The 21,339-nt window shown below is 69.3% G+C and carries 22 protein-coding genes and 1 pseudogene; 4 read left to right on the top strand and 19 right to left on the bottom strand.

The genetic code is table 11. From position 1 onward, the window contains the following. Positions 1-94: 94 nt before the first annotated feature. Positions 95-1,015, top strand: a pseudogene (locus MK313_RS07115) (TRAP transporter large permease); the annotation flags it as partial. A 161-nt stretch (positions 1,016-1,176) separates the two neighbouring features. On the opposite strand, the gene MK313_RS07110 reads toward MK313_RS07115, so the two are convergent. The 3 genes from MK313_RS07110 to MK313_RS07100 are packed head-to-tail and all read right to left on the bottom strand — an operon-like array spanning position 1,177 to position 2,236. Beyond that, positions 1,177-1,641 (bottom strand): hypothetical protein, encoded by a 465-nt coding sequence (locus tag MK313_RS07110; protein WP_287780632.1) that lies wholly within the window; start codon positions 1,639-1,641, stop codon positions 1,177-1,179. After that, positions 1,629-2,027, bottom strand: coding sequence for a D-Ala-D-Ala carboxypeptidase family metallohydrolase (locus tag MK313_RS07105; protein WP_287780631.1), 399 nt, complete (start codon positions 2,025-2,027; stop codon positions 1,629-1,631). The genes MK313_RS07110 and MK313_RS07105 overlap by 13 nt, the downstream gene beginning before the upstream one ends. After that, a complete protein-coding gene (locus MK313_RS07100) occupies positions 2,024-2,236 on the bottom strand; it encodes a hypothetical protein (protein ID WP_008945376.1) in 213 nt (70 codons plus the stop codon). The genes MK313_RS07105 and MK313_RS07100 overlap by 4 nt, the downstream gene beginning before the upstream one ends. A 78-nt stretch (positions 2,237-2,314) precedes the next feature. On the opposite strand from MK313_RS07100, the gene MK313_RS07095 reads away from it, so the two are divergent. Then, positions 2,315-2,608, top strand: coding sequence for a hypothetical protein (locus tag MK313_RS07095; protein WP_287780630.1), 294 nt, complete (start codon positions 2,315-2,317; stop codon positions 2,606-2,608). A 205-nt stretch (positions 2,609-2,813) separates the two neighbouring features. Here the strand turns inward: MK313_RS07095 and MK313_RS07090 are convergent, their stop codons facing one another. From MK313_RS07090 to MK313_RS07060, 7 genes are all read right to left on the bottom strand, one after another. Next, a complete protein-coding gene (locus tag MK313_RS07090) occupies positions 2,814-5,084 on the bottom strand; it encodes a phage head spike fiber domain-containing protein (RefSeq protein WP_287780629.1) in 2,271 nt (756 codons plus the stop codon). Between the two features lie 261 nt (positions 5,085-5,345). After that, a complete protein-coding gene (locus MK313_RS07085) occupies positions 5,346-7,316 on the bottom strand; it encodes a phage head spike fiber domain-containing protein (protein WP_287780628.1) in 1,971 nt (656 codons plus the stop codon). Between the two features lie 217 nt (positions 7,317-7,533). Beyond that, the gene (locus MK313_RS07080; protein WP_287780627.1) at positions 7,534-10,035 is read right to left on the bottom strand and encodes a hypothetical protein; all 2,502 of its coding nucleotides are present in this window, start codon (positions 10,033-10,035) and stop codon (positions 7,534-7,536) included. Positions 10,036-10,037: 2 nt separating this feature from the next. Beyond that, on the bottom strand, positions 10,038-10,319 hold the full coding sequence (locus tag MK313_RS07075; RefSeq protein ID WP_287780626.1) for a hypothetical protein: 282 nt from the start codon (positions 10,317-10,319) through the stop codon (positions 10,038-10,040). Next, positions 10,316-10,549 (bottom strand): hypothetical protein, encoded by a 234-nt coding sequence (locus tag MK313_RS07070; protein WP_287780625.1) that lies wholly within the window; start codon positions 10,547-10,549, stop codon positions 10,316-10,318. The genes MK313_RS07075 and MK313_RS07070 overlap by 4 nt, the downstream gene beginning before the upstream one ends. A 92-nt stretch (positions 10,550-10,641) precedes the next feature. Further along, complete coding sequence (locus MK313_RS07065) at positions 10,642-11,052, bottom strand: hypothetical protein (protein ID WP_287780624.1); 411 nt, start codon at positions 11,050-11,052, stop codon at positions 10,642-10,644. Positions 11,053-11,210: 158 nt separating this feature from the next. Continuing rightward, the gene (locus MK313_RS07060; RefSeq protein ID WP_287780623.1) at positions 11,211-12,374 is read right to left on the bottom strand and encodes a phage tail tube protein; all 1,164 of its coding nucleotides are present in this window, start codon (positions 12,372-12,374) and stop codon (positions 11,211-11,213) included. A 143-nt stretch (positions 12,375-12,517) separates the two neighbouring features. On the opposite strand from MK313_RS07060, the gene MK313_RS07055 reads away from it, so the two are divergent. Beyond that, positions 12,518-13,213: an aspartate/glutamate racemase family protein gene (locus tag MK313_RS07055; RefSeq protein ID WP_287780622.1), complete on the top strand. Its 696-nt coding sequence runs from the start codon at positions 12,518-12,520 to the stop codon at positions 13,211-13,213. 274 nt (positions 13,214-13,487) lie between these two features. Here the strand turns inward: MK313_RS07055 and MK313_RS07050 are convergent, their stop codons facing one another. Genes MK313_RS07050 through MK313_RS07035 form a run of 4 tightly spaced genes read right to left on the bottom strand, consistent with a single transcriptional unit; the run spans position 13,488 to position 15,949 of the window. Beyond that, positions 13,488-13,901 carry a phage tail terminator-like protein gene (locus MK313_RS07050; RefSeq protein ID WP_287780621.1) on the bottom strand — a complete coding sequence of 138 codons (414 nt, stop codon included), beginning with the start codon at positions 13,899-13,901 and terminating at the stop codon, positions 13,488-13,490. Continuing rightward, positions 13,898-14,254, bottom strand: coding sequence for a hypothetical protein (locus MK313_RS07045; protein WP_287780620.1), 357 nt, complete (start codon positions 14,252-14,254; stop codon positions 13,898-13,900). The genes MK313_RS07050 and MK313_RS07045 overlap by 4 nt, the downstream gene beginning before the upstream one ends. 12 nt (positions 14,255-14,266) lie before the next feature. Further along, positions 14,267-14,755, bottom strand: a complete 489-nt coding sequence (locus tag MK313_RS07040) for a DnaT-like ssDNA-binding protein (protein WP_287780619.1) — start codon at positions 14,753-14,755, stop codon at positions 14,267-14,269. Between the two features lie 3 nt (positions 14,756-14,758). After that, positions 14,759-15,949 carry a P22 phage major capsid protein family protein gene (locus MK313_RS07035; protein ID WP_287780618.1) on the bottom strand — a complete coding sequence of 397 codons (1,191 nt, stop codon included), beginning with the start codon at positions 15,947-15,949 and terminating at the stop codon, positions 14,759-14,761. A 198-nt stretch (positions 15,950-16,147) separates the two neighbouring features. On the opposite strand from MK313_RS07035, the gene MK313_RS07030 reads away from it, so the two are divergent. Continuing rightward, the gene (locus tag MK313_RS07030; RefSeq protein WP_287780617.1) at positions 16,148-16,435 is read left to right on the top strand and encodes a GIY-YIG nuclease family protein; all 288 of its coding nucleotides are present in this window, start codon (positions 16,148-16,150) and stop codon (positions 16,433-16,435) included. Between the two features lie 63 nt (positions 16,436-16,498). Here the strand turns inward: MK313_RS07030 and MK313_RS07025 are convergent, their stop codons facing one another. From MK313_RS07025 to MK313_RS07005, 5 genes are all read right to left on the bottom strand, one after another. Continuing rightward, positions 16,499-16,942: a hypothetical protein gene (locus MK313_RS07025; RefSeq protein ID WP_287780616.1), complete on the bottom strand. Its 444-nt coding sequence runs from the start codon at positions 16,940-16,942 to the stop codon at positions 16,499-16,501. 76 nt (positions 16,943-17,018) lie between these two features. After that, on the bottom strand, positions 17,019-18,041 hold the full coding sequence (locus MK313_RS07020; RefSeq protein ID WP_287780615.1) for a hypothetical protein: 1,023 nt from the start codon (positions 18,039-18,041) through the stop codon (positions 17,019-17,021). Between the two features lie 80 nt (positions 18,042-18,121). Then, positions 18,122-19,432 (bottom strand): DUF4055 domain-containing protein, encoded by a 1,311-nt coding sequence (locus MK313_RS07015; RefSeq protein ID WP_287780614.1) that lies wholly within the window; start codon positions 19,430-19,432, stop codon positions 18,122-18,124. Positions 19,433-19,578: 146 nt separating this feature from the next. Further along, positions 19,579-20,859, bottom strand: coding sequence for a DNA-packaging protein (locus MK313_RS07010; protein ID WP_287780634.1), 1,281 nt, complete (start codon positions 20,857-20,859; stop codon positions 19,579-19,581). Continuing rightward, positions 20,789-21,289 (bottom strand): hypothetical protein, encoded by a 501-nt coding sequence (locus MK313_RS07005; protein ID WP_287780613.1) that lies wholly within the window; start codon positions 21,287-21,289, stop codon positions 20,789-20,791. Before MK313_RS07005 ends, MK313_RS07010 begins: the two co-directional genes overlap by 71 nt. Positions 21,290-21,339: the final 50 nt, after the last annotated feature.

The raw sequence follows: 21,339 nt of genomic DNA, 5'->3' as shown, positions 1-21,339 counted from the left end.
GCTGGTCTCCTATGTGCCTGCGCTGGCCACTTGGCTGCCTGGCATCCTGTTCGACTGAGGTATCCCATGACCAACCGCGCCATCACGCTTCACGGCCGGCACGATCTGCGCCTCGGGCACGTTGGGCATCCTGATCCCGCCCTCGATCATGCTGGTCATCATGGGCGACCTGCTGGCGATCTCGGTCGGCAGCCTGTTCCTGGCGGCGATCATTCCGGGCTTCCTGCTCTCGGCGATCTATCTCCTCTATATTGCCACCACCCGCACGCTGAACCCGAAGATGGCGCCGCCGATGCCCGACGCGGAGGGGCCGGAGAACACGGCCGAGCTGCTGATCATGGTGGCGCGCAGCTTCATCCCGCCGATCCTGCTCATCACGCTGGTGCTGGGGTCGATCTTCGCCGGCTGGGCGACGCCGACCGAGGCGTCGGGCGTCGGTGCCTTCGGCGCCACGCTGCTGGCGATCTTCAACCGGCGGCTCAGCTTCGCGGTGCTGAAGGAAGTGTGCGAGCGCTCGGCCCTGACCGGCGGCATGCTGTTCTTCATCTTTGTCGGCGCGACCGCCTTTTCCTACGTCTTCCGCTCGCTTGGCGGCGACGATCTGGTGATCGACTTCATCGAGGGCCTGGGCTTCGGCCCCTGGGGCATCCTGTTCGTGCTGATGGGGGTGGTGTTCTTCCTGGGCTTCTTCTTCGACTGGATCGAGATCACGCTGATCGTGCTGCCGGTCTTCGCGCCCATCGTCGGCCTGCTGGATTTCGAGGGGCATGTGCCGTCGCAGAGCGTGGTGCTGTGGTTCGCCATCCTTGTGGCGGTCAATCTGCAGACCAGCTTCCTCACGCCACCCTTCGGCTTCGCGCTGTTCTACCTGAAGGGCGTGGCACCGCGCGAAATGAAGATCCAGTCGATCTATCGCGGCATCATCCCCTTCGTGATCCTGCAGGTGATTGGCCTCGGCCTCGTCATCCTGTTCCCGGAGCTGGCCCTCTGGCTGCCCACGACGCTGCTGGATTAGGGGCGAGTTTGATCGTGTATTTGTTTTCCTCTCGATGTCATTGCCGGGCTTGACCCGGCAATCCAGGGGCCACGTTCTGTAACGTTACAGGCTAAGCACCGCCCCTGGACCCCCGGGTCAAGCCCGGGGGGGACAAGATGATGACTGGTTCACATCGCCCCTCATTTCCCCTTTTCCAGGTCGCGGCTGCCGAACCACCAGATGATGGCGGCGGTGGTGGCATAGACCAGCATCTCGACGATGCGGCGGCGGTCCTCGTCGCTGTACAGCGCGAAGAACACGAAGCCGGTCAGGCCGATCAGCAGCAGCGTCAGCATGGGGCGCACGAGGCGCAATATGTTCGTCACCCACTGGCTGCACCGGCCATAGGAGCGGTCGTGATCGTAGGAGGCGGTGCGCAGGTCGCGCGCCGTGGTCAGCTCCGCGATCAGCCGTTCGTTCTCCCACTCCGCATTCTTCGCCTCCATCTGCAACAGGTGCAGCCGCTCGGCATGGGCCAGTTCCAGCTCCAGCGTGCGGCGTTTCTCGCGCGCCTCCAGGATGCGGATGCCGGCGGACGCCACGAGGCCCAGCAGGCCGGTCGCCCCGCCGGTCAGGATCGAGGCGAAGAAGCTCAGGACGTCCATCGTTTGTCTCCCCACTCTCTTGCCGGCCCGCAATCGACATGCAGGAAGGTTGAATAGAAGCCAAAGCCGGTGAAGCCCGCCGCGCGGGCGGCGTCCAGCATCTCCGCCCGGTTCTGGCCGCGCAGCGCCAGATCGAAGGCGTCGCCCGCCTTGTGGCGCGACAGCGGCGCGCCGCCGACGCGGGCATTGTGCACCGGGTCGCGGTAGGCGCTGGTCACGATCACCGGCCGGCGCAGCGCATTGCGCAGGGCCTGCAACCGGTCCAGCGCTGTGGGCGCGATTAGCAGCGAGCCATCGCCCCGGCTGGCGATTTCCCGTGGCGTGAAGTCCGGCCAGCGCCACAGCGCATTGGGCACAAGCGACCAGTGCCGGAAGAACAGGCTCACGGTAAGGCACCGCCCAGCAGCTTGCCGAAGGCGGCCCCCAGCGCCGCCGCCGCGCCGCCCAGCAGCATCAGCAGCTTCCAGCCGCCGCGCGCCTCGGCCAGCGTGCCGCGGATCGCCTTCACATCCTGCTTCAGCTCCGCCATATCGTCGCGGCTGTCGCGCATCTGCTGTTCCAGCGTTGCCAGACGCTCTCGTTCGTCGCGGGTCATGCGAACCCTCCTTGTCTCGTCGAAATGTGCTAGGGGTGACAGCCCATCCCCCGGAGAACGTTCCCCGGAGCCGTGCCCGTGCCGAGAATCCTGCCGATCCTGATCTGCCTGCTGATGCTTGGCGCCTGTGCTGCGACACCGCCGGAACAGCGGGTGCGCTACGAGATGGAACCCTGCCTCGCCGCGCTGCGCGCCGCCCTGCCGGAGGCGCGGGATGCCCGCTTCGACCCGTCGGAACTGACGCATCGCGGCGGCGACTGGACGATCCTCGCCGAGGCGGTCTCGCCGGACGGCAGCTGGCGCCGCGCCTGGCGCTGCGATTTCCGGGATGGCGTCTTCCTCTCCGCCGCCTGGCTCGATAAGGCGGAGTAGGGGATTTTTGTTCCCCCTCACCCAGCTTCGCCTAGTTCGCTACCGCTTCCTTCAGATGTCATTCCCGGGCTTGTCCCGGGAATCCAGGGTTCAGCTTACTCGACCGGCGATCCAGCGAGCGGAAGCCTGGACCCCCGCAATAAATGCGGGGGTGACGGGTGGAGTTGAAAGGGCACCCCAAGGGCAAGGATGGCGGGCACCCCGCCTAACTCAGCCGTTCCTCCAGCTCCAGTTCGGTGGCGAACAGCTGGAAGGCGCGGTGGGTGACCGGCCGCAGGGACCGCAGCCGGGCGATGAACACCCGCTCGGCGCGGAACTCGGCATCCTCGGGGTCGGCGACCGCCAGTACCTCGCCGATGGGGCCGGCCGCGCGCTGCAGCTCCAGATGCACGCGGTAGGCCTCCTGCGCCGACTGATGCTCGATCGGGTAGGTCGCGACGCGCCGCCGCGCACTGTCCCCGAAGCGGGCCGTGCCGTCCTGCGCGCGGGCGATGCGGGCTTCCGCCTCCAGCCCCAGTGAGGCGCCATACTCGTAATTCACCGACAGGCTGACCGCCGGCCCCAGCCACAGCCGGGCAAGGTCGAGGAAGCCATCGGTGCTGGCGCCGTCATCCAGGTCGAAACGCCAGTAGCGCGCGGCGACATCCGGCGGCGTGGCCATCATCACGGCAGCATAGCCGTCGCGCCGTCCGCCGCCCGGCCAGACATCCAGCCAGCCGGAATCGTAGGTGACGGGGCCAAGCTGCAGCGCCAGCGCCGCGCTGGCCGCCGACAGCTCGGTATCGCTCAGCCGCCGGCCATAGAGCTGCACACGGGCGAGATGCCCGTCCAGCCGTTCGCCGTCCGGCCGGCTTCCGAGATCGAGGCCGGTGATTGCGGGGATAGTCCCCGACGCCTGCGTGACCGCGTCGCCGCCATCACCCGCCGCCGCGATATCGCCTGCTGCGAAGGCAAGGCCGGCAACATAGGCGGTATCGGCAAGGGCGCTGCCGACGGACAGCGTTGCCTGCTCGATGCCGCCGGTGGTGATCGAGCCCAGCCTTGCGCCGTCCGGTCCGTGGCGCAACTCGATGGCGTTGTCCGCCGTACCGTCAGTCAGTCCGGCGATGGCGACAGACCCGGTGCGCCGGCTGCGGTAGGCGGCCAGCAGCGTGCCTTCCGCCATAAAGTCCAATGTCATCCTGGCGCTGTCGGCGGCGCGAGTCGCCGGGCCGCCTTCTGTCGGGATATAGCTGCTGGCGTCCGGTCCTTCCTCGGCCTGTGCGCCCCAGAGCAGCAGTCCGCCGCTGCCGTCGCCCTCGTAAGTGCCGCCGGGATTCAGCAGGCGGCAGGCAGTGAGATAGGAGGCCTCCCCGGCGATGGAGCCGGTCAGCACGCAACGCGCCCAGCCATTGGCCAGCGGGACCAGCCGCGCCGAGAGCGCCGTGCCGGTCCCGCCCTGCGCCGTTGTCGCGGTGCCGGCGGTAAGGTCGAAGGTTCCCTGCGCAAAATCCCCGCCGCTGGACAGCAGGAGCGCGAGGCGCGTCCGCCCGGCCGGCTTCACGAACAGACTGAGCGTGACTATGGCACCCTCCGCCACGCTGGCGGCTTGGGTGATCTGGTGGATGCCGGTCGCCGCGGATTCGACCAGCGCATCGGCGGCGATAGTTCCATCCGGCGCCATCGCGGCGTCGGCGGTAATGGTCGCATTCTGCCGGGTCCAGGCGGCATCGTCGAACTGGGCGGAACGCGCCAGCAGGTTCGTGCGCGCGCCCTCGATCAGGAAGCCGCGCGGCGCGCCGCTGGCCGGCTGATGATCCTGCCGCCGCCCATAGCGCGGGGCCAGGCTTTCCAGCCGCCAGGCGATGGTCGGGCTGCCGGTCCCGGCGACGCTGGCGATGGCGAGGCGGGCATGGCCGCTCTGCTTCTCGAAGGCCATCAGCGTGCCGTCGAGATAGCGGGCGGCATCCTCCGGATCGGCCAGCCGCACCGCCTCGCCGACCCAGAAGGCACGGTCCTTTTGCTGCAGCACGATCTCCAGCGTGCCGGGCGGATCGAACCCGTCGAGGTTGATGGTCAGCGGCTCGGTCAGGCCATAGCCCTGGATCACGCCATTGCGGTCGAAGCGGGTGGCGAGGCTGGTGCGGGTGAAGGCGATGCGCGGGTCTTCCGGCCCATAGCCGGTGAAGTCGAGATCGAGCCACGGCCCCGCGAGGCGCGCATCGTCGCTGGCCCGCAGGCGGTAACGCGACGTGGGGCCGGGGCAGCCGGCAGCGGGGGCGGCAACCGCGCCAAACAGCGCGGCCAGGCCAATGGGTTTCGCCTCGCCCAGATCAGCCAGGATCGCCGTATCGGCGGTCCGGTTGCCCAGCGTGCGCGCGGCCTTCGACAGCCGGTCATCCGCCAGCGCCGTTTGCGGCAGTGCCGCCGCCCAGCGCCCGCCGCTTAGGTCCGCGCGGTCAGCCTCGTTCACCCAGCCGAGAATCATGTTCGCCATGGTCGGTCCGTTCCGGTTGCAAGAAAAGGGGGGAGTGGGGGGAGGAGAAAGGATTGGTACACGCGGTTGTGCCGCTTCCTTCAGCCGTCATTCCCGGGCTTGTCCCGGGAATCCAGGGTTCAGCCTGCTCGGGCCACCATCCAGCTAGCGGAGGCCTGGACCCCCGCAACAAGTGCGGGGGTGACGGCTGGAGAATGGATGGCGGCGGGAGAGAGTGTATGCGCGGCGTCCGGGTGAGGGGAGACCAGCACTGGCCTCCCCCTATCCCCAGGCCTGCAGGGTGATGCGGTCGGCGGTGTAGTCCTCCTCGACGCCGAGCAGGATCAGCGCTCGACCTGTCGCATAATCGAGGAAGCGGTCGTCGCGGTAGGCGATCTCGTCGCCCAGCCAGGGCGCGCCGGCCTCGAAATAGGCGGCGACCGGCAGCTCGAATTCGATCAGGTCGCGGCGCACGCCATGCAGCGCCAGCAGCCGGTCGGCCTCCAGCGCCGCGTCGTCCGGGTCTTCCAGCAGCGTCATGCGGCGCAGCTCCTCCGACAGGGGGTGCGCGGTCAGCACCGCCGGATCGGCGGATGCCACGGTGCGGTATTCCTCGGACAGGAAGGCGCGGCGTTCGGCGGGGACGCTTCCGGCCAGCTGGTCGCCCTGCTGCACCAGCCAGTTGCGGCGCCAGCCCAGCACCACGCGGTGGGCCGGCAGGCCGCGCCCGGCATCGTTGGTGGCAAGGCGGCGCGGGTTGGCGACCATCGACCGGTCGAACATGGCCACCGGCTTGCCGGCGGGCGCTTCCAGCCGCCGGACCGCCAGCCTGCCGGCGCGGGTGAAGTGCCAGAAGCCGCCGATGCTCTCGCAGATCAGGTCGAAGGCCTCGGCGATACTCATCTCGCGGTCGATGAACAGGCCGAGGCCGATGCCCGAAGTCGCTTCGTTCAGCGCCTGGAAGCTGGCATGGTCGAGATCGAGGAAATCGACCAGATCGGAGCGGGTGACAGCAATCGTCCGCAGCATGTCGGCGGGCTGCGCGGTGTAGCTCGACGGGTGCGGCGCGCCGCCGGTGACGATGCAATTCTTCGCCACGCTGCCCAGCTCGATCTGCGCGCCCCAGGCGTAAATCGCCGCCGCCCCACCCAGGCTGAAGATACCGGGCGAGACGGTTGCGCCGGAGATGGTCTCGGTCACGGTGAAGCGCCGCCAGCCTTCGTCCAGCGTGATCTCCTGCTCGGTCTCGATGCCCATGCCCAGCGTCACGCTGCCGATGACGCTGCGCAGATAGATCGAGAAACTGTAGGGCTGGCCGGCTGTCACGCTGACGCTCTGGCGGAAGCCCGCGCCCTCATTGGCGGGGATGTCGATGCGTTCGGCGGTGGGGCCGCCATTCGGGCCGGTGATCACATCGTTCTCGACTGCCACGCCTTCGTCCTTCGCCCAGGCCGGGTTCATGAACTGCTCCGACCACAGGAACAGGTTTTCCAGCCGCTCGCCCGAAACCTTGGCGGTGATGGTGCCGGCCGGGCTGCCGCCCAGCGTCACGAAGCCCTCGGTCACAGTCTCGCGGTACTGGCCGGCGGCAGGCGTGCCCGTCACTTTCGACAGCGGCGCGCCCCGGTCGTACAGTTCATCGACCGAGAAGATCGAACCGTCATGCGCGCCATAGCGCAGCGCCGCCGTGTTCAGCGGCGCCAGCGGCACATTGTGGCACAGGCCGTAGCACAGGAGCTTCGGCCGGCCCCTGATATCGTCCGCCGTGCCCTCATTGCCGGTCGCGCCGCTGTTGCTGCCTTCGTAGGTCTCGCGCTGGATCGGCACCTCGAACTGCGCCTGCCTGTCGCGCAGGAACAGATGCAGGTGCAAATCGCGCCACTCCGCCTGTTCCGCCGTGCCGGCGAAGATCATCTCGAAATCGCCGAAGCGCCCGCCAGCTTGACCGCCATTTGGCCCGCGATAGAGGCGGAAGGGCCGCCCGTCCCAGCCCGCCCCGGCATAGCGGTCGAAGAAGCGGTCGGCATTGTTCAGCACGATCTCGCCCGCCCCGGTGACGGAGCGCCCGCCGGTCCGGCCCGCCCCGAAGGCATGGGCGGAAAAGCCGGGCGGGCTGACGATCAGCGGCAGGAACTCGGTATCGGGCAGCGCCGGATCGTCGGGCGCGGTGCGGTACGGGCCGGTGGACAGGCGCAGTGTCTCCACCGCGCCGTCCTGGAACAGCGCGATCTCGGCCAGATACAGGATCGGCATGGGATGGTTCCTGTGAGGGGGTTTGAACCCTCTCCCTCAAGGGGGCGAGGGATAGGGGGAATGGATTCACCGTGCGGTGCCGTTTCTCTGACCGTCATTCCCGGGCTTGTCCCGGGAATCCAGGGTTCAGCCTACTCGACCGATGATCCAGCAAGCGGAAGCCTGGACCCCCGCAACAAGTGCGGGGGTGACGGATAGAGATGGAAGGCGCGTGTCTTTACCCCGCCGCGATGACGCGGCCGAGGGACTGGCGGATGGCGCTCATTTCGGCGCGCAAGGACGCAAGGTCAGCGCGGGCCTGTTCCGCCTCGCGGGCCTGCTGGCGGCGCAGCGCCGCAACCTCCCCGGCGGCTTCGTCGCTGCTGCTGTCGGGCGCCAGCAGCCGGCGCGTCTCCCCGGCGGTGAACAGCCGGGCCGGGCCGGTCGCCTCCAGCTCCGGGCCCTGCTCGCCGACGAGGCGCAGGCCGCCGGCATGCCAGCCGCCCGCCGCGAAGTTCGGCGTGCCGCCGGCCGCGATGATGGCGGCGCGGTAGGAGTCGGCGAAGGCCGCGTCGGAATCGATGCGGTCGCGCACCGTGCCGCCGCCCGACATGGTCTGGCCAAGGCCGGCGAGGATGGCGTCGCGGGTCGAGCGCGTCAGGCCGATCTCCGCCATATACTCGCTGGCCGAGGCGGTTTCGCCATAGCTGCCGGGAACGTAAGCAACACCACCCGACCCACCCCCGCCCGAACTCCCGCCGCCGGAGCCGCCGCCGCTCGCGCCAAGCCCGGCGATCAGCCCCTGCAGGATGGCGGGCAGCTGCGCCAGGCTGGTGGCGATGGCCTGCTGGCCGGTCAGCATCTGGCGCAGCGTGTCGGTCTGGCTGCGCAGGCTGACAAGCTGGCTTTCGGCAATGGCGAGTTGTCGGCTGGCGAGACTCTCGGTCGCCTGCAGCACGCCGCTCACCCGCTCGAAATCGGCGAAGTAATCGGCGGAGCTGGCATGGTAGGCGCGGCTCGCCTCCAGCAGCCGGCGGCTGAGGTCCGGCAGCTCGCCGATGGCGGCGCTGTCGCCCAGCTGCGCGCGGGCAGACACTTCGTCGAACTGGCGGCGCGCCTCGGTCAGCCGGTCGGCGGGCGACAGCGGCGACAGATCGGCATCGGTCAGCAGCGACAGGCGCGTGCGGGCGAGCGTGTCGGCCATGCGCCGCCAGTCCGCCGCCTGATCCTCCATCGCGCGCAGATAGTCTTCCGCCGCGGCAAGCTGCGCATCGGCATAGGCGCGCTGCGCCGCGGTTAGCCGCAGCGCCGTGCCCTCCGCCGTCTGGCCGAGGGCCGCCAGCGCCGATTCGGCGGCGCGCAGCACCGGAATGTTGCTCTCGACCGTCGAGTAATAATCGATGACCGCGCGCAGGGCCGTGGCATCGAGGCCGGACAGCGCCTGCGTCAGCCCGTCATCGCGGACATGGCGCAGATCGGCCAGTACGGCATCCAGGTCGATCAGCCCCTTCGCCGCCAGATCCTCGGCAGTGCCGCGCAGCTCGCGGAAGCGGGCGATCACCTGGTCCAGCGCGTCGGGAATGCCGTCCGCCGCGCGCCGCGCCGCATCGGCGAAATTGCGCGCGGTCAGCTGTTCCAGCGTCACGGCGCTGCCGGTCATCGCTTCGCTGAGCGACTCGACCAGCGCGGCCACCAGCCCTTCCGCATCGGCGAAGCTGCCGCTGGCCAGCGGATCGGGCCGGGCGGAGGCCGGCTGGCCGTAGAGATCGTCCTGCGTGCGGTAGAGCCAGAAGCGGTTGCCGTCGCGCCCGCCGGTGGCAAGGTCAAGATAGAGATCGTCCGGCAGCGGCAGCTTCAGGCCGCGCGTCACCTCGGCCAGCGCCCCCATCACTAGCCCCTGCAGCGCGTCGCGCGCCTGCCGCGTCTCGGCATTGGCGCCATCCTCGGTCGGGCGCAGCGTGCCGGAGAGCATGCCCTGGAGCGAGGCGGTGTGGTCGCTCGGCTTGCCGCCGAACAGGCCACCTAGCAGGAAGGGCAGGGCGATGCCCGCCACCGGCAGCGCCAGCGACAGGGCGGAACCGAATCCAGCCAGCGAACCCGCCGTGGCGATGCCGGCATTGCTCATGCCGCCGGCGACGGCGGAGACGCCCAGGCTGGCGGCGGTCGCTCCACCGCCCAGCCCTACCGCCGTCGCGCCGAACAAAGAGGGCAGGCCCGAAGCGAGTAATGGGGACAGGATATCGCCGCCGATCAGCGAGCGGCCCAGCCCGAGCAGGTCGGTCAGGCCGGGGCCAGACCCGCCCAGCCTGTCCGTGACACCGGCGATGGCGCTGCCGGACAGGCCCATGAGCGAGCCGAGCCCCGCCACCACCGGCACCATGACGGGGCGGGCGATGGCGAGTGCCGCCAGTTCCCCCAGCAGCCGGGCGAAGGCATTCTTCAGATGGCCGGCCAGATCGTCGAAGCGCAGCCGCCCTTCGCGGAAGATGGTCGTGAAGGCGTCGGAAAAGCCGCGCTGGATGCCCTCGGCGGCGGTGCGCAGGGCGTCCGTCATCGGCCGGCTCCGGCGCTCCAGCTCGGCCAGCTGGCCGGAGATGCCGCCGATCTGGCCGCTCAGCCGTTGCAGGGAAGGCTGCTGCCGGTCGGCGCTCTCGCCGATCTCCGCCAGCGACCGCGACAGCGTGCGCAAGCCGCGTTCGGCGGGCAGCGTGTCGAGCGCGATCTCGATGGTTTTCTGCATCGCTATTCCTCCAGATCACGGTCCAGCGCGCGGTCGATGGCGGCCTCGACGAATCCCGCCTGCGCCTGCCGCGATGATCCCGCATTCAGCCGCCCGACATAGGGCACGTCGTTGCGGATACCGGTTTCGGTGATCCGCCAGCCGTCGCGCGCGCGGCCGGTCTCGACCGGCGTGGCGGCGCGCAGCTCGGTCAGCAGGTTGGCGGCGAGGCGGTCGCGGGTTTCCGCGATTTCCGCTTCCAGTGCGGCATCGGTTTCAGCGATGCCGGTGACGGTGAGCCTCATGAGCGGCCTTCCTCGATATGGGCGAGCCAGGCGGCGTCCAGCGCCGCGATCAGGAGGACGAAGGTCTCGAAAGCCTCGCCCGCGATGCCATGCCGCCGCGCGTAAGAATCCAGTGCCGTCCAGGGGATCGGCCCGATAGCTGACATCGCCAGCGACCGGCAGCTCGCCAGCTCCGCGAAGGCATCGAGATACCAGCCGAGGCCGGGGGCGAGGTCCGGTTCGTCCAGCACCGCTGCCGGCAGATCCGCGCTACGCTCGGCGGCGGCTTCGGCCAGCCAGTCCGCCCGGCTGCCCCAGTCCAGCCGCCAGCGCAGCGCGGCGGTCAGTTTTTTGCCGTCTCCGCCAGTTCGGCGGCGCGGAAATTGGCCGCCTTCTGCGCCTGTTCCTGAATGTCGCGGAACAGCTCCGGCAGGTCGGTCAGCAGCTGCGCGGCGGCGCCGGGGGTGAAGGCGATGTCCTGCCCGTCGCGGTCCCGGATGCCGTCCCAGCCCAGCAACACGGTTTCGGCATAGACCTCGGCCAGCAGCCTTTCCGCCACCGCCTCGTCCAGCGTGCCGGCCTGCATCTGCCGGCGGTAGGGACGCAGCTTCGCCTCCAGCGCGCGGGCGAACGCCTTGTTGGCGCCGCCGGCGCGGCGGATGGTGATGCGCCCGAACGCGCCATAATCCAGCACCAGCCCCTCCTCGGTCTCGGCCTTCGGGTTGGTGGCAAACAGATCGTAGATCGACTGCATGGAGGTTCCTTTGGGAGTGATGTTACTGCTTTCTTCTTTGTCACCCCCGGGCTTGACCCGGGGGGCCAGGGGCGGTGCCTAGCCTGCGGCGTTTCGGTTTGTGGCCCTGGATGCCCGGGTCAAGCCCGGGCATGACAAAAGAGGGGGACTTCCCTGCCTCACCCGGCCGCAAACCGGTGGAAGGCGGCGGCGAAACCTTCCGAGGAGTGGCGGATCGCCTCGAAGGACAGGCGTGCCATCACATCCTCGTTCGGGCCGGACGCCATGACATCGGCATCGGTGAAGCGCAGCCGCGGCAGATCGAGGATCAGCGCATTGCCGGCACTGTCGGTCACCCGCACGGACAGCGCCGAATCGCTGCCATCGAGGAATTTCTGGTAGAGCGCGCGGCTGCCGAAATAGGTCTCGATCTGGCCGGTCGCCTGGAACTGGCCAAGGCCGATGCCGGCCGCGCCGAAGCTGCCGACCGCCATCTGCTCGCGCAGATTGTTGGCGAGGTTCAGCGAGAGTGAGCGCGCGAAATTCGGCCCCGCCAGCTCCGCCCCACCCTCGCGGATCGAGGCGACATTGCGGGTCGCGTTCAGCACGGATGACGCTAGCGATTCGGTCACGCTGGCGGCGATGCTGGCCCCGGCGACGGCGGCGTCGCGGCCGATCACGCCGAAGCTGGCGGTGGCGATCTGCCCGGCCTGGATGGTCAGCCGGGCGCCGGTCAGCAGGCAGCCGCGATAGGCGAAATATTCGCCGACATCGGTGAGGCCACGTTCCAGCGTGAAGCTGTGCGGCGTCACGCCGTTGCGGATGGTGGCGGCGTCGATGGCGATGGTCGCCCCGGCGGATTCGTCGGCGGCAGGGGCCGGGCTGACCGCGATCTCATCGGTCTCTACCGCAATCACGCGGAAGAAGCCGTTATTGCCGGCAGTGGCGAAGCCCGTCACGCGCACCCACTGACCGGGCGTAATGCCTTCGGCGACGAAGTCGGTCAGGCTGGAAGTGAAACGCCCACCGCCGGCATCGGCGGCGATATCGTCGGCGGAAATCGCGACCGCCTGCCAGTCATCGGCGAACAGCGCGGCCAGCAGGAAATCGTCGGCGGCGCCATAGCTCAGTTCCATGCCGATATCGCCGCTGACCGAGGCGCCGACCTGCGGGATGTCGGCGACCATGCGGTCGGGACGGATCTCGTTCGAGCGCGCGGTGCGGACCTGGTATTTCAGGCTCTCGCCGGTGATGCGCAGCGCGGTCATCGCCGGGCTTGCCGGGGTTTCGCCCCATACGCTTTCGCGCACGCTGCGCAGGGAAACGCGGTTGGAATCCGCCATCGCTGGCCCTCCTTCAGGGATAAGAAAAGGGCCGCGCGAAGGCGGCCCGGTCGGGTTTCAATTGAGAGGTTGCCGCACCTTTCCCGATGCGCGTCAGGCGGTTAGGCTCGCCCTTCGGAACCGGAGAAACGGGATATCGCCTTATGACCCTGCATATCGGAATCGTCGGCTGCTCGGCGGAGGGGGCGGCCCTGTGCTACCGCACCATCTGCGCCGAGGGCGCGGCACTGATCGGCCCGCACGCCCACCCGGAGGTCAGCATGCACATGCCGCCGCTTTCCGACTATGTCGTGCATCTGGAACGCGGCAATATGCAGGGCGTGGCTGACCTGATGCTCGCCTCGGCGGAGAAGCTGGCGCGGATCGGCGCGGATTTCCTGCTGACCCCGGACAATACGATCCATCAGGCCTTCGATCTGGTGGCCCCCCGCTCGCCGCTGCCCTGGCTGCACATCGCCGAGACGGTGGCCGAGGAGGCCGCCGCGCGCGGCTACAAGAAGCTGGCTCTCACCGGTACGCGCTGGCTGACCGACAGCGCCGTCTATCCCGACGCCCTGGGCAAACGCGGCCTCGACTGCGTGAAGCCGAGCGTGGCGGAGCGCGACGAAATCATGCGCGTGATCATGGACGATCTGGTCTATGGCCGCTTCAACGAGGCGGGCGTGGCCACCTTCCAGCGCATCACTGGCCGGCTGAAGGAGGAGGAAGGCTGCGACGCCGTCATCCTCGGCTGCACCGAAATCCCGCTCATCATGCATGACGGCAATTCGCCGCTGCCGACGCTCGATTCCACCCGCCTGCTCGCCCGCGCCGCGCTGAAGCGGGCGGTTAAGGGGTAGGGGTTCTTCACGCTGCCCTATGCTTCGAGACGCCCGCTTCCAAGGGGTTTGGCGCGGGCTCCTCAGCATGAGGTCATCAAGGGGCGCTGTCGGTGCCGTTCCCCCTCACCCAGCGCCGCCTAGCTCGCTTTCGCTCACAAGGCTCCGCAACCCTCTCCCTCCAGGGGAGAGGGAAGGAAAGAGGCGGCGTTGTAACCCTCTCCCCTTGCGGGAGAGGGTGGTGAGCGTCAGCGAACCGGGTGAGGGGTGAGAAGGAGAGAAAGCCGCTGGTTTCTCACACCCGTTCATCCGCCTGGAACGGCACGGTGATGAGGGTGAGGCGCCAGCCATGGCCGTCGGCGCCGGTCTCGGTGATGGCGGCGGCGGCGAAGGTCACGGGGCCGATCGTGCTCTCCAAACTGCGTCCCTCGAACAATGCCGCTGCGCGGTCGGCGAGGCCGGCGGCCTCGGACGGGCCGCTGTTCGCCGGCACGAAGAGCTGCAGCAGCACCTGCCCGCGCCGCCGGAAGATACGGCCCTCCGGCGCGCCCAGTGTCATCTGCCGGCCGGTCGAGCCGCTGACCGAGATGCGCAGCCAGGGGCCGCGCGCGGCGGCGTCGTAGGTGAGGTTGTCCCAGGCCAGCGGAGTCTCTGCCCAGTGCGCGGCGGCATGGGCCTCGACGGTGCGGCGGATCGCTTCCAGGCTCATCGCCGCACCTGCAGCCGCCAGGCGATGGCGGTGTCGCCGGGCTTGATCGCCCCGACATGCACGATGGACCATTCGCAACCCTCCAGCAGCAGGACGGAGCCCGCCTCCGGCACCACCGGCAGGGCGCTTGCGGCAACCAGCACGATCCGGTCGCCGCGCCGGATGAGGCTGTTGTCCAGCGGGCCGGGGCTGGCTTCCTGCACCACGCCGGTGACGGCGTAATCGGTGCTGGCGGTCACGGTCGCGCCGGTCAGCGGATCGAAGCCCTGCACCAGCCGGCGGTAGGTGAGGCTGGCCCCCTTCTCCGCGATCAGCCGTAGCGCGCTTTGCGCCATCCGGTCATAGAAGCCCATGGGATGATCCTCCTAGGCACGCTCCAGCGGCGCTGGCGGGCGCACGAGGCCGGCCAGCATGCGCTCGATGGCGGGGTGGCGGGGAAGCGGAGAGGTGCCGGGAGCATAGGCGATCTCCACTTCCCCCGCCTTCTCGCGCAGCGGCTGTCCGCCGGGCGCGATATCGGGGGTGAGCGGCCCGTCCAGCGCGCGCAGCGCCAGCTCGGCACAGGCGCGGCGCACCACATCGGGCACAAGATTGTGCAACGCGCCCTCCTCGTCGCGGGCGTCGCGGCGCGGCCAGGCCAGCGGCTGGGCGGGGTGCCTGCGCTGGCCCTTCCAGCGGAAGCCGGTGTCCAGATGCTCGGTTGCAACGAGGAGGGCGGCGATGCGCGCGGCCTCGCTCGCTGCGGCCCAGGCCGGCCGGTCGCGCAGCGCGTGATGCGCGTCGGCGAAACCGAGATCGACATAGGCGTTGGCGGCGGGATTGTCCCCGCCGCCCAGCTCCACGATGAGGCTCATGATTTAGGCCAGCGGCCGGCGCAGCCGCACCGCGAGGTTGCCGTCCAGCACGGTGAGGCCGTACAGCACGTCGAGGGCGACATAGTTGGTCGCGGTGTCGCCGTCATACCACATGCGGGCGCGCAGGCTGAGGCCGGTCACCGGGTCGGTGACGCTCTCGATCTGCGCGCCGCGCCCGTCGCCGGTGGCCGGCAGCGGGGCCAGCACCAGGGCCGCGAAATTGCGGTGGAACATCAGGTTCGCGCTGAAGCTGCCGGCGGCGCTGCCGGTGCCATCCTCGAAGCTGACGACCGCGCCATTGGCATAGTCCGTCACGGCGGCGGGATGGATGGCAAGCGTGCCGGCGCCGTCGGCCAGCGTGGCATCCGCCGTCACCACATAGCGCTGCGGATGGCCCTCGATGACGAAGCTGTCGCCCGCCGTCACCGTGGCGCCGCTGGCGAAGCCGTCAACGGCGAGGCTGGTCGCCCCCTGCGCCACCGCACCGTCCAGCACGCCATCGGTGTCGCTGCCGGCGGAGATCAGCGTGCCGGACGCATGCGGGCGGACATTCTGGTTCACGAAGATCTCCGCGCCGAAACGGGTGCCCAGGCTGCCGCGCAGCAGCGCATCCTGGTTCGCCGTGCCGCCTGTGACCAGCGCCGCGTGGAAGATGTCGAGGCCGAGGAAATCCTGCTCGATGGCGGGATCGACCATCAAATGCAGGTTGCCGTCATCGACCGGTACCAGCAGCTCGCGCAGGCGGCGGCGCGGGGAGGTGACCCAGCCGGCCCCGGCGCTGCCGGTCACGTCCACCGCCCAGGGCACGAAGCGGTACAGGCCGCACAGATCCTGGTCGATGGCGTCGGCCAGCGCATAGGCGGCCGGGCGCAGATGATCGTCGATGATGCGCTCCGAGGCATAGGCGAGGTCGCGGTCGGAGACGGCGAACTTCACCTCCTTGTGGCGGTCGAGGCGGATCGGCACCGTGCCGGCGTCGATATCCTGCGCGCTGCTGCCGCTGCCCGGCGCATGGTCCTGCGCGGCGAAGCTGGACGGCACCGGCACGTTCACCGTGTCGCCGATTCCGTAACTGGCGCGCTCCGCCTCATAGCCGCGATAGACGCGGCTGGCGAGACCCAGCGCCTTTTCCAGCTGGATCAGCGCTTCCTGCGCGAAGAAGGTGGCGTTGTAGGCGCCAAGCGTGTTGGCCATGGGCTTTCATCTCCTGTTGAAGGCGGTGTGGTTTGGGCGTTTCGGGCATGCGGAATCGTGGCGCGGCTCTGGGCGGCGCCATGGCTAACTGTGTGATTGCGATAGGGCGGTGAGGCTTCAGGCCAGGCGCCGCCCCTGGATGCCCGGGTCAAGCCCGGGCATGACAAACAAAGAAGTTCGGATGATGCTGGCGGGACGATGGCCTATTACGTCTATATTCTTGCCAGCGGGCGCAACGGCACGCTCTATGTCGGCGTGACGGGCAATCTTCCACGACGGATTTACGAGCATCGCGAGGAACTGGTGCCGGGCTTCACCAAACAGTATGGCGTGAAGCGGCTGGTCTATGCCGAGGCGCACGAGGATGTCCGTATCGCCCTGCAGCGCGAGAAGAATCTGAAGCACTGGCCGCGTGCCTGGAAACTGACGCTGATCGAGACGGACAATCCCGGTTGGCGTGATCTGATTGACATCACCGCCTCGTAATCACTTCTCTTGTCACCCCCGGGCTTGACCCGGGGGTCCAGGGGCGGTGCCCTGCCTCTGTTTCTACCCCAATATCGCCAGCGGCAGGCCGGTGCGGGAGGCGGCCTCGCGGGCGGCGCGGTAGCGCGCCGGGTCGCGCGCCTGGTCGCGGGTGAGCGTGATGCCGCCGGACAGCGATGTGGCGACCACGCCGGCCGCTCCGCCGCCGGAGGAATCGGGCCACCAGCCGGAATGGTCGGCGCGCTGGCCATCCAGCCAGGCGGCCAGATCGGCAGCCTCCCCGCTGGCCAGATCGACCGGCCTTCCCTCGCCATCGACGGCGTGGCTGGCGGCGGCCAGCGCCAGCGCTTCCGCCACGGCATCCGGCTTCAGCCCGGCAGCGTGTGCTGCGGCGCGGAAGGCAGCCTCCAGCGCCAGCGTGACGATGCGGCTTTCCGCCTCCACGAGCGCGGCACGGGTCTCGGCGAGTGCGGTCTGCAGCGCCTCGGTGTCGTCGGTTTCGGTCATGCGGTTCTCCTGAAAGCGGGCAAGAAAAAGCCCGCCGGAGAACCGGCGGGCGAGGGGGCAGACGAACAGGAACAGGTCAGCGTGTAGGATTGATCCAGATATTGGGTACGACATCCTGGCGGGTGGCAGGCCCGCCCGATCTGGGCAGCGGTACTTGTGCCGGCGCCGGTGTGGGGGAAACACCTGATGCTGGCGAAACCTCCGATGTTGGCGCAGTTCCCGGCGTGGGGGCCGGCGCTGGTGCAGCACCCGGTATCGGATTCGGTGCTGGGGTGTCCTCCGTGCCTTGCGTATCTCCCGGTGGAGACGGCGGCGCGGGTGGCGTCGCAGCCGGCGGAGTCAGCGCGGCGCGCAGGCGCTCGGCGAGGTCCTTGTCCACCAATTCGATGGTTCGCAGCATATCGCCCCAGCGGTCGGTGCCGCGCGTACTCGCGTGGGTACCGGCCTTGATCGCATTGGCGACGTTATTCTCGATCACTGCCGGCAGGCAGAGCGAGACATAGGCCTGCACCGTGCGCAGCGCATCGACGCGGTTATCAATACGGTCTTCTTTTGTCTTGAGGTCATCCATGAACGTCTTCTGCTGTTCCTCCACCAGATTGCGCACCGTGCTGGGGTCGATCTGGTACAGGACGCTGCCGCCGACATTATCCAGCGAGGCAACGGCGAGGCCGAAGGCGACGGCAGTCAGCGCCACCTCCTTCGCGGCGGCCTCCACGGCGGCCAGCGTGGCGGCGGTGGCACCGCCCAGGATGGAAAGCTGGGTACTGGTGGTGCGGATGGTGCGGTTGTATTTGAACAGCGCCTCCATGTAGTGCTCGCACCGCACATCGGCGAAATGGATGCCAGCATAGACTGTCCGCGTCCATTCCTGTTCGCTGGCAGTGCCGGCCTTCAGCTTCGCCGTAACGTTGTTGTCCTTGCCATAGGCGAGGGCACCCAGCAGCTCGATGGCCTTGTCCTGCCGGTCGATGAAGCCTGTCAGCGTCTCATTATCGATCTCGACACCCGGGCCGGAGATGGCGAGGCCCGCCCGTTCCATCATGCTCTGGCAGCCGGTCAGCAGAAAGGCCGCAAGCAGCACTGCACCAATTCTCATTTTATCCCCCACCGCATATTCGTTATTGCGAATATGGTAGCAGTGGTATGGACATTAGAAAATGCTTTTAAGGGTTGCGTCTATGCGGTTTCGGCGGCGATCAGCGATTCCTCTTCGGCGAAGTCGCGGCCGGGCGGCAGTACCTCGCCGTCGCGCAGATTGTCGTAGAGCGTGCGGCGGCTGATCGCGCCCTTCTGCCAGCTCTCGACCAGCGCCAGGATGTCGGGTGCGGTCAGGCGGGCCTCGATGAAATCGCGGTTCAGCCGCACCGTCACTGACTCCGGCTCCAGCCCCTGCCACCAGGCGAGGCGGCGCAGCGCCTGGGTCAGGCCGCGCCCGACCGTTTCGGCCAGGATCGACAGGGAGGACGCCTCCGCCTCGCCGCGCAGCCTGACCGCCTCCGCCGTCTCGGCGGCGCGTTTCGGCGCTTCCAGCAGCCGGGCGCCGAGCTGCACCATGCGCGCCTCCTTGTCCAGCATCGCCTGGCGCAGCGCCTCCAGCCCGGCGCCGGTGAATTCCAGCATGCCGACGCTGCAGCCCTCCGGCAGGTGCCAGATCGTGCCGCTGCCGATGGATGTCGGCCGCTCGCGCGCCTCCAGCCGGCCGGCGATCCAGGGGGTGGGCTGGCCGGTCAGGAACAGCGACTGCTCGTAATCGGCGGAATTGCGGTAATGCGCGAGGTTCATGCCGGCGAGGTCGGCCAGTGGCGGCTTCTCGACAGCGGGCGACAGGCTGCGCGCGCCCACAAAGGTAAAGGGGATGGCATCGAGCGGCTGGCCGGCGCGGGTCGGGCGGTGTTCTTGCGCGATCTCGTAGGCGCCCGCCTGCCGCGATTTGCGCCGCCACAGCCGCACCCGGTACTGGCCGGTGGCGTCCAGCAGCAGCTCGCGGCAGCACTCTATATCCTCGCGCAGCACCAGCCTTGTCAGGCGCTGGCGGCCGGCCAGCGGCGCACTCTCCCAGTTCAGGATCGATTCCGCCGGATAGAGCGCCAGATAGGGATCGCCCTCTGCCTCCGCAGGACGGTCGGCCAGCAGCCCGGCGCGGCCGGTCAGCAGTGCCTCGCGCGTGACCGATTGCGCCAGCCCCTCGAACGGCCCGCCATCGGCGGCGATGCTGTCGAGCTGCCGTGCCAGCGCGTCGGGCGCCTCGACCACCGGCGGATGCCGGAAGATGGCGCCGGCCAGCCCGTTCAGCGTGCGCTCGGTCGCGCCATACCAGACGGCGCGGGCGAGATAGGCGCGGTAGGCGCGCTCACTCTGCCCGCCGGGGCGCGGCAGATATTCCAGCCGCCTGGCCTTCACCGCGTCCTCGCCGGCGGCGCAGTCGCGCATCCGGGCCCAGATCGGCGAGGCGGCCAGATGCTCGGGATGCGGATCGGTGATCGGCATGGACGTCCTTTCGGGTGGGGGCGACTCAAAAACTCGTCATGGTCGGACTTGATCCGACCATCCAGCGAACGGAACCGCCTCTCTGGACCCTCGGGTCAAGCCCGAGGGTGACGAGGGAGGAGTGGGGGCGCTATGGCGCATCCCCCTCAATAAAACCCTTCCAGTTCCGCGGAGCCGGCGAGGCCGGGGCGGAGCATCAGGTCGGACAGCGCCCAGACCAGCGCGTCGAGCCGGTCGGGCGATCCTTCACCCTGATACCCCTCGCGGGAAAAGGCGGCCATCTGCGTCTCCAGCAGCGAGAGGCCGGGCAGGTGCCGCACCCGGCCCTGCTCGTACAAGGCTGCCACCGGTTCGGCGCGGATTCGCTTGCCGTGGCTGGCGGTCACCAGCGCGACCGGCACGCCGGGATCGACGGTCGATATGACATGGCCGACCATGGCGCCGCCGAAATTGCGCTCGGCGATCAGCCGGTCGGCGCGGAACTCGCGGTAGGCCGCGATGGCGGCGCGGCCCCACTCGGCGGGGCTCATCCGGCCGGAGCGGTCGGCCAGCACATGCGCGATGCCGTCCGCATCGCGCCCGGCGACGAGGATGCCGGTCTCGTCGGAGCTGTCGCCCTTGCCGGTGCCGCCGGATGGATCGACCGCGACGACGATGCGCACCAGCTCCGGCGCCTTGTCCTCCTGTGCCGCTTCCAGCAGGGAGGCCGGCCATAGCGTGCCCGGCACATCCTCCAGCAGCACGCCATCGATTTCCTGCCGTCCCAGCCGCGTGCCGTCATAGCGGCGCAGCACTTCGGCCAGGAAGCCGGGGGCGAGGTTGGCTTCGTTGTCGCGGGTGCTGCCGCGCGTCACCACGGTCGCCGGGTCGGCCAGGATCGGCTTCAGCCAGGGGCGCGGGCGCGGCGTGGTGGTGGCGACGCAGCGCGGATCGGCCCCCAGCCGCAGCGCGAACATCAGATTGTCCCAGGCCGCCGGGTGCCGCCATTTCGCCAGCTCGTCGGCCCAGGCGGCATCGAATTGCGGGCCGCGCAGCTGTTCCGGATCGTCGGCGCTGAAGGCGGTGGCGATGGCCCCGTTCGGCCAGCTGAGGCGGCGCAGCGAGGGCTGCCAGAGCGGCCGGTTCCAGGGCGGGGAGATCGCCAGCAACCCGCTTTCGCCCTCCACCATCACCTGCCTGGCATCGGCCAGCGTCTCGCCGACCAGAGCGACGCGCTTTGCCCGGCCGGATTCGATGCGGGCGCGCACCCATTCCGCCCCAGCGCGGGTCTTGCCGAAACCGCGCCCGGCGAGGATCAGCCAGATGCGCCAGCGCCCGGCGGGCGGCAGCTGCGCCGCGCGCGCCCAGAAGCGCCAGTCATGCAGCAGGCGAACCGCCTCCTCCCCGCTCAGCCCCGTCAGGATCACCTTCCGGGTCTCGGCCGGCAGCGAGGCGATCGAGGCGGCGTTCCAGCGCGGCGCGGGCGGCCTGCTCGGCATCGTCGGAATCTCCCTCGGCGGCGGTCGGGGTTTCGGTGGTGCGTTCACGGAAGCGTTCGGGCCGGTGCGCGCGCAACAGGAACATCAGCAGCGCGTCGGAATAGCGCTTCACCGTGCCGGCGACCTGGCCCTGGTGGAAATGCGGATGCTCCACCCCCTCGACGGCGCGGCGGCGGGCCTCAGCCTCAAGCGCATCGACGGCGGCGTCCAGCGCCTCCTGCCAGAGACGGCGGAAATCGGCATCGGCGCCGCGCCACTGATAGGCGGTGCGGCGGTCGAGCCGGGCCAGCCGGCAGGCCGCCGACACATTGCCGGTATCGGCCAGATGATCGAGAAAGCGCCGCATCCGGCGCCGCGCGGTCGGGCTCGGTTCAGGCATGGGGCTCTCGCGGGTATGAATATAAGGAACATGTCACCCCTGGGCTTGAC

Source organism: Oceanibaculum sp. (assembly GCF_022449305.1).
In the GTDB taxonomy this organism is placed as follows: domain Bacteria; phylum Pseudomonadota; class Alphaproteobacteria; order Oceanibaculales; family Oceanibaculaceae; genus Oceanibaculum; species Oceanibaculum indicum.
The sequence above is the reverse complement of the archived record's forward strand: the minus strand, read 5'-3'. Positions and strand labels throughout refer to the sequence as shown.